The organism is Dyella sp. (assembly GCF_036568765.1).
GTDB lineage: Bacteria > Pseudomonadota > Gammaproteobacteria > Xanthomonadales > Rhodanobacteraceae > GSA-30.
In genome coordinates, this window is sequence record NZ_DATCRY010000185.1 from 1 (window position 1) to 6629 (window position 6629).

General features: G+C 60.7%; 5 protein-coding genes. 3 read left to right on the plus strand and 2 right to left on the minus strand.

The features are described 5' to 3' along the window. Window positions 1-10: 10 nt before the first annotated feature. From sufD to VIM98_RS12745, 3 genes are read left to right on the plus strand one after another with little or no spacing between them, the layout of a single operon-like run. Complete coding sequence (gene sufD, locus VIM98_RS12735) at window positions 11-1324, plus strand: Fe-S cluster assembly protein SufD (protein ID WP_331993489.1); 1314 nt, start codon at window positions 11-13, stop codon at window positions 1322-1324. A gap of 22 nt (window positions 1325-1346) precedes the next feature. After that, the gene (locus VIM98_RS12740) at window positions 1347-2588 is read left to right on the plus strand and encodes a cysteine desulfurase (protein ID WP_331993485.1); all 1242 of its coding nucleotides are present in this window, start codon (window positions 1347-1349) and stop codon (window positions 2586-2588) included. A 26-nt stretch (window positions 2589-2614) separates the two neighbouring features. Then, entirely contained in the window at window positions 2615-3073 is a 459-nt protein-coding gene (locus tag VIM98_RS12745) for an Rrf2 family transcriptional regulator (RefSeq protein WP_331993486.1), read from the plus strand. Here VIM98_RS12745 and hmpA read toward each other — a convergent pair. Both hmpA and VIM98_RS12755 read right to left on the minus strand, forming a co-directional pair. Beyond that, window positions 3040-4248, minus strand: coding sequence for an NO-inducible flavohemoprotein (gene hmpA, locus VIM98_RS12750; RefSeq protein ID WP_331993487.1), 1209 nt, complete (start codon window positions 4246-4248; stop codon window positions 3040-3042). The two genes, VIM98_RS12745 and hmpA, sit on opposite strands and share 34 nt — an antisense overlap. 124 nt (window positions 4249-4372) lie before the next feature. Then, window positions 4373-6406 carry a M13 family metallopeptidase gene (locus tag VIM98_RS12755; RefSeq protein WP_331993488.1) on the minus strand — a complete coding sequence of 678 codons (2034 nt, stop codon included), beginning with the start codon at window positions 6404-6406 and terminating at the stop codon, window positions 4373-4375. Window positions 6407-6629: the final 223 nt, after the last annotated feature.

Sequence of the window (6629 nt, forward strand, 5' to 3'; positions counted from 1 at the left end):
GAGTGCAGGCATGAGCCAGCGACCGGCTCGCCCGCCGTTGCTCGAATCGCTGCTCGAAGCGCCGCTGCCTGAGGGCGTGGCCTGGCTCGACGCGATCCGGCGAGAAAACCACGAAGCGCTGCTTGCCTCAGGTCTGCCCGATAGCCGCAACGAAGCCTGGAAATACACCGCGCTGCGCGCCTTGAGCCAGCGCCGATTCCAGCCGGGCGATACCGAAGCGGCCACTCGCCGGATCGATGCGGGGGCTCTTGCATTGCCGGGCATCGACGGCCCGTGCCTGGTCTTCGTCAACGGTGTTTTCCGCGCCGATCTGTCGCGGCTCGACGATCTTCCCGATGGCCTGGAAGTGCTGCCTTTGTCGCGTGCGTTGGCGCAGGACGACGAGCCGCTGCGTTTCGCGCTCAGTCATCGTTACCGTGACGTTGCCGATGCGTTCGCCCAGCTCAACGCGGCATATGCATCCGAAGGTGTGGTGCTTCGCGTTGCTGCCGGTGCCAAGGTGGCCTCGCCCGTACAATTGCGTTTCATCGGCACGGTTGCCGCAGATATCGCTTGGCATCTGCGCCACATGATCGCGCTTGGCGATGGCGCCACCCTGGACTTGATCGAACACCACCTGGGTCTGGACGAAGCACAGCAGCTGGCGACATCGATGGCCGATATCGTGCTCGGCGAAGGCGCGCGGCTTCGGTTGACCCTGTTGCAGCAAGCCGGTGCCGGCACCAGTCTTATTCGCCGGACCGGTTTGCAACTCGGCGCTGCAGCGCACGCAGCCGTCTACGCGATAGAACTCGGTGGCGGCTTGGTGCGCCACGATCTGCAGGCGGATCTCAAAGGCGATCATGCGCGGCTGGATACACGCGGTGTGTTTGCCTTGCGTGGCCGCCAGCATGTCGATACCCAATTGGCGATTCGGCACGATGCCTTGGCTACCGCCTCCGAATCGACCTGGCGCGGCGTGGCCGACCAGCGCGCGCGCGGCGTATTCCGCGGTGCGATTGTCGTGGCCGAAGGGGCCGATGGCAGCGATGCCAGCCTGAGCAACAAGAATCTCCTGCTTTCGCCATCGGCGGAGATCGATACCAAGCCGGAGCTGGAAATTTATGCCGACGAAGTGAAGGCCGCCCATGGCGCCACGGTCGGTCAGCTCGACGATCGCGCGTTGTTCTATCTGCGTTCGCGCGGCATCCCGCTTGCCGAGGCGCGTACGCTGCTGACTGCCGCATTCTGCCGGGCCGTGCTTGCCGAACTGCCGGTCGAAGCGTTGCGTGACCATATTTCGGACCTGTTGCTGGCGCAGTTGCCAGCCGATCCGTCTGCCTGAAAGCGATTCGAGCCTGAATGCCATGAATGCACAAGTCCAGCCCCAGGTTCTCGACGTCGAGCGCGTGCGCGCCGACTTTCCGCTGCTCAAGCGCAGCGTGCACGGCAAGCCGCTGGTGTATTTCGATAATGCCAATACCAGCCAGAAGCCGTCGTCGGTGATCGAAGCGGTCGATCGGCACTATCGCGAACACAACGCCAACGTCGCGCGTGCGGTGCACCTGCTAGGCGAGGAGGCCACGGCGGCTTATGAGGGGGCGCGCAGCGATCTGGCTCGCTTCATCAATGCCGGCTCCGCCAACGATGTCGTGCTGACATCCGGCACGACGCAGTCGATCAACCTGGTGGCCTACAGTTATGCGTTACCGCGCCTGAAAGAGGGCGACAGTATCCTGACAACGGTAATGGAGCACCACGCCAATATCGTGCCATGGCAGATTGTTGCTGCGCGCAGCGGCGCGACAGTCAAGGCCGCGCCGATCGACGAACGTGGCGAACTGATCGTCGAGCAATTCGTTGCGATGCTCACCCCCGATGTAAAGCTGGCTTGCGTCACGCATGTCTCCAACGTGCTCGGCACGGTCAATCCTGTACGCGAGATCGCGCGCGAGTGTCGAAAGCGTGGTATTCCGCTGCTGGTGGACGGTTCTCAGGCCGTGCCGCATCGAGCGGTGGATGTGCAGGCGCTGGGTTGCGATTTCTATGCTGTGACTGGCCACAAGATGCTGGGCCCCACCGGTACCGGTGCGCTATGGGCGCGGCGCGAACATCTGCAAACCATGCCGCCGTTCTTTGGCGGCGGTGAGATGATCCGCGAAGTGCGTTTCGACGGTACGACTTTCGCCGAACCGCCGCACAAGTTTGAGGCGGGTACGCCGAATATTGCCGGTTTCGCGGGTCTGACCGAAGCCATTCGCTACTACGGCAGGCTAGGTGCCGACGCCATGCATGCATGGGAGCAGGAACTTCTGGCCTATGCCAACGAGCATCTGGCCGAGATTCCAGGCTTGCGCATTTTCGGGCAGGCCAAGGAAAAGGAGCCGGTGATTTCCTTCCTGCTGGAAGGTGCGCAGGCCACCGATCTGGCAACCTTGCTCGATCTGGAAGGCGTGGCTGTTCGCTCCGGTCACCACTGTGCCCACCCGCTGATGCAGTTCTTCGGCGTGCCGGCCACCCTCCGTGCTTCGCTGGCCTTCTATAACACCAAGGCCGAGGTCGATGCTTTTATCGCGGCGCTGCTCAAGGTGCGCAAGCTCTTGCTCTGACGGTCGCGAGGTTTCGGGGGAAGCCGGTGAGATTGACCTATCAAACCGATTACGCATTACGCCTGCTGATGTTCCTGGCTTTGCACGGCAAAGAGCGCACCTCGATCCATGAGGCGGCCGACCGGTACCGCATTTCGGAAAATCACCTCATGAAGGTGACCCAGCGCCTTGCGGCGCTGGGTGTTGTCGATGCGCTGCGCGGGCGTGGCGGCGGTATCCGGCTGGCTACCGAGCCGTCCGCCATTTCAATCGGTGCAGTCGTGCGTGCCGTCGAACCGGATTTCGCTTTGGTCGAATGCTTTGGCGTAGACAACACCTGTCCAATTACATCCGCTTGCACACTGCGCGGCATTCTCGATGAGGCACGTCAGGCGTTTCTGTATGTACTGGACAAGTATACCTTGGCTGATCTGATGGATCGCCCACGCAAGCTGCGGATGCTGCTTTCGGATCAGGCCAGGGCGGCGCCGAAAACTTCGGTATGAATGCGCGAAGTGGCGATATTCAAGCCGATCAGTGCGTCGACCTGTGCAGTCATGAAGGGCTTCGGCCCGCAGATGAAATAGTCGGCATCCTCTGCTTCTTTCAATAGCTCATTACGTGGCAAATCCATGCGGCCGTGATGGTCGTAGTGGTAGCCGCGTATATCGCTTGATGCCACATGTTCGTAGTAGACCTGGACGTCGATCGAAGGCGATATCCTGGCGGTCTCGCGTAGCCAGTCGTTCATGGCATGGCTGCGGCGATCGCGCGTGGCATGCAGGAAAATAATCCTTCGATGGGGCTGCTTCTCCATGACATGGCCAAGAATGGATGTCATAGGCGTGAGACCCACGCCGCCACTGAGCAGGACGATAGGCCGATCGTCCGTATCGTCGATGGTGAAGTTGCCTTGTGGCGCGGAGAGGTCCAGGCACTGCCCTTCGTCAAATGTGTTGTGCAGCTTATGGGATACCTTGCCGGCGGGTTGAACGCCGGTGGGATCCTCTCGCTTGATTGTCAAGCGCAAGTGAGGTTGGTGCGGCGCATCTGAGAGGCTGTATTGACGCACGTGCATCATGCCATCAGGACTTGCGCTTCGCACGGAGACATATTGTCCAGGTTTGAATGGCGGTATGGTGCCGCCGTCGGCGGGAGCGAGATACAGCGAGGCGATCTGGTCGCTTTCGACGACTCTACGAATGAGCCTAAAGGGACGCCAGCCTGACCAACCGCCTGCCGCTGTGGCGGTTGCGGTATACAGCTCCTGCTCCTTGGCAATCAGGAGGTCGGCCAGTTGGCCATATGCGGCAGCCCAGGCATCGATGACTTCCGGTGTAGCGGCGTCGCCCAGGACTTCGGCGATCGCCGCCAGCAGGTGTTTGCCGACGATCGGATATTGCTCTGCGCGGATGCCCATGCTGACGTGCTTGCTGACAATGATGTCGAGAACCGGGTTCAACACCTCCGGGTTGTCGATATGCTTCGCATAGCCGAGCACGGCATTGGCCAACGCCTGCTGCTGCTCGCCCGTTGCCTGGCGACGCATATTGAAAACATGCTTGAGCTCTGGCTGTGCATCGAACAGGCGCGCATAGAAGACCTTGGTCAGCGTCAGGCCATGCGACTGCAGAGCAGGGACGCACTGTTTGACAATATCGCGTTGGAACAGGGTCAGCATGATCGCACTCCTCCATAAGTTGCATTTAGTATGCATCTTATGGAGGAGCTGTTGACGATCTGCGACAAGGCGCCGCTATCCGCGGATGTGTCGCTCAAATCACGCGAAAGAGGACCTGAGCCGCTTACCAGATCTTCACCTGCTTGTCGCCCGAACGAACCATCTGCGCATCGCTCTTGCACTGGAATGCCTGCGCAAATGCCGGCATGTTCGACGGCGCACCGATGGCGCGGAATTGCGCCGGGGCATGCGGATCGGTGTTGAGCAGGGTCAACTGCGCTTCGGGACGGATATTGCCGCGCCAGACGCGAGCCCAGTTGAGGAAGAAGCGTTGATCCTGGGTATAGCCGCCGATTTTTTCGCTCGCCTCCTTGGGGTTTTTCTTCAGCGCCATTTGCAGGGCATCGTAGGCGGCATTCAAACCGCCGAGGTCGCCGATGTTCTCGCCCATCGTCAGGCGGCCGTTGACATGCTTGCCGGGCAGCGCCTCGTAGCTGTCGAACTGCGCTGCCAGCCTGGCGGTGCGCTCTTCGAAGGCTTTGCGGTCGGCGTCAGTCCACCAGTTGACATTGTTCCCCTGGGCGTCGAACTTGCTGCCCTGGTCGTCATAGCCGTGGCCCATCTCGTGGCCGATCACCGCGCCGATGCCACCGTAGTTGATGCCATCATCGGCCTGCGCCGAGAAGAACGGCGGTTGCAGAATCGCAGCGGGGAAGACGATCTCGTTCTTTTGCGCGTTGTAATACGCATTGACCGTCTGCGGGGTCATGCCCCATTCCGTACGGTCGACGGGCTTGCCGATCTTGGCGACCATATAGTCGTAGTTGAACTTGTCGGCTGCGCGCACGTTGGCAAAATAGTTGTCCGGCGTCAGCTGCAGGCCGCTCCAATCGCGCCATTTGTCCGGATAACCGATCTTCGGCACGAACGTGGCCCACTTCTCCAGCGCCTTCTGCTTGGTCGCGGGACTCATCCATTCGAGATTTTCGATGCGAGCTTTGTAAGCGGTGCGCAGATTGTTGACCAACTCCTGCGCGCGCTGCTTAGACTCGGGCGAGAACGTCTTGGCGACGTACAGCTCGCCCAGCGCCATGCCCATGCCGTCATTGACGGTATCCAGCGCGATCTTCCAGCGGGCCTTCATTTCCTTCTGGCCGTTCAGGGTCTGCTCGTTGAATGCGAAATCTTCCTGCTGGAATGGTTTGGACAAATAAGGAGCGGCGCTGTTGATCGCATGGAAACGCAAGTAAGCCTGCCAGTCGGCGACAGGCACATCCACCAGCATCTTGTCCATCTCGGCGAAGAACTTCGGATGCGAGAGCGAGAAGCCGCCGTTTACCTCTGCGCCCTGGGCCTTGAAGAACGCGGCCCATTCAAAATGCGGAGTAACCTTGTCCGCGTCGGCAATGCTGACAAAGTGATAGCGATTTTCGGGCTGGCGCAATTCGGTCGGAAGCAAGGACGCCGCGGCCAGGCGCGTCTCGAATTTCATCACGGCAGCGGCCTGCGTCTTGGCATCGGCCGCCGAAACGCCTGTGAGCTGCAGCAATTTGGCGATGTGCGCTACATAGGCAGTGCGCAGCTTTTCGTAATCGGGCTTGGTGTAGTAATCGGCGGTCGGCAAGCCAAGGCCGCCCTGGAGGGCATAAGCGATCTGCTTGTTCGAATCCTTGAAATCGGCATTGCCGCCGAAGCGAAACAACACCGGCGTGGCCTGGGCATAGGCCCGAACGAGGTAGGCGACGACATCGGTATAGCTCTTCAGCGCGGCGACTTGAGCCAGTTGTGGCTTGATCGGGTCGAAGCCCGCCTTGTCGATCGCCGCTTCATTCATGCCGGTGGCGTACAGATAACCGATCTTTTGTTCGATCGAGCCAGGCTTGGCGCTGGAGGCGTTCTTGGCGGCCGTCTCGGCGATCTGGCGTTGCACGTTGAGGCTATCTTCGCGCAAAGCGTCGAACGAGCCCCAGCGGGTGCGGTCGGCTGGAATCGGGTTCGCCGCGACCCATTTGGCGTTGACGAAGCCATTGAAGTCCGAGCAAGGATCGATCTTTGCGTCCAGCTCTCCCACGTTGAACGTGCCCGAGGCCGCGGCGGCTACGCCGCACAGGCTCAGACTCACGGCAAAGGCCAATGGCTTAAGAAAGTTCTTTTTCATACTTGCTCCTGCAGTTGCATACCGTTACCCGCACCCCACGCACGGATAAATCAAGGCAGGCTAGGCAGGGCGACGGCCCGTCCAACAGTGTCGAAGGTCATCCTTGGGGCGGCTGCGCCTCCAAAGCCTCCTTGGCGATGGCCCAGCATCGCCGGTCGCGGGGAAAGGCTTTATCATTTGCGCCATGTCCAAGCCCCACACACTCCGCTTCCGTGCGGCGGTT

Coding starts and splice junctions, on each gene's coding strand:
- sufD (WP_331993489.1), top strand. CDS start 11: ATGAGCCAGCGACCGGCTCGCCCGCCGTTGCTCGAATCGCTGCTCGAA.
- VIM98_RS12740 (WP_331993485.1), top strand. CDS start 1,347: ATGAATGCACAAGTCCAGCCCCAGGTTCTCGACGTCGAGCGCGTGCGC.
- hmpA (WP_331993487.1), bottom strand. CDS start 4,248: ATGCTGACCCTGTTCCAACGCGATATTGTCAAACAGTGCGTCCCTGCT.
- VIM98_RS12755 (WP_331993488.1), bottom strand. CDS start 6,406: ATGAAAAAGAACTTTCTTAAGCCATTGGCCTTTGCCGTGAGTCTGAGC.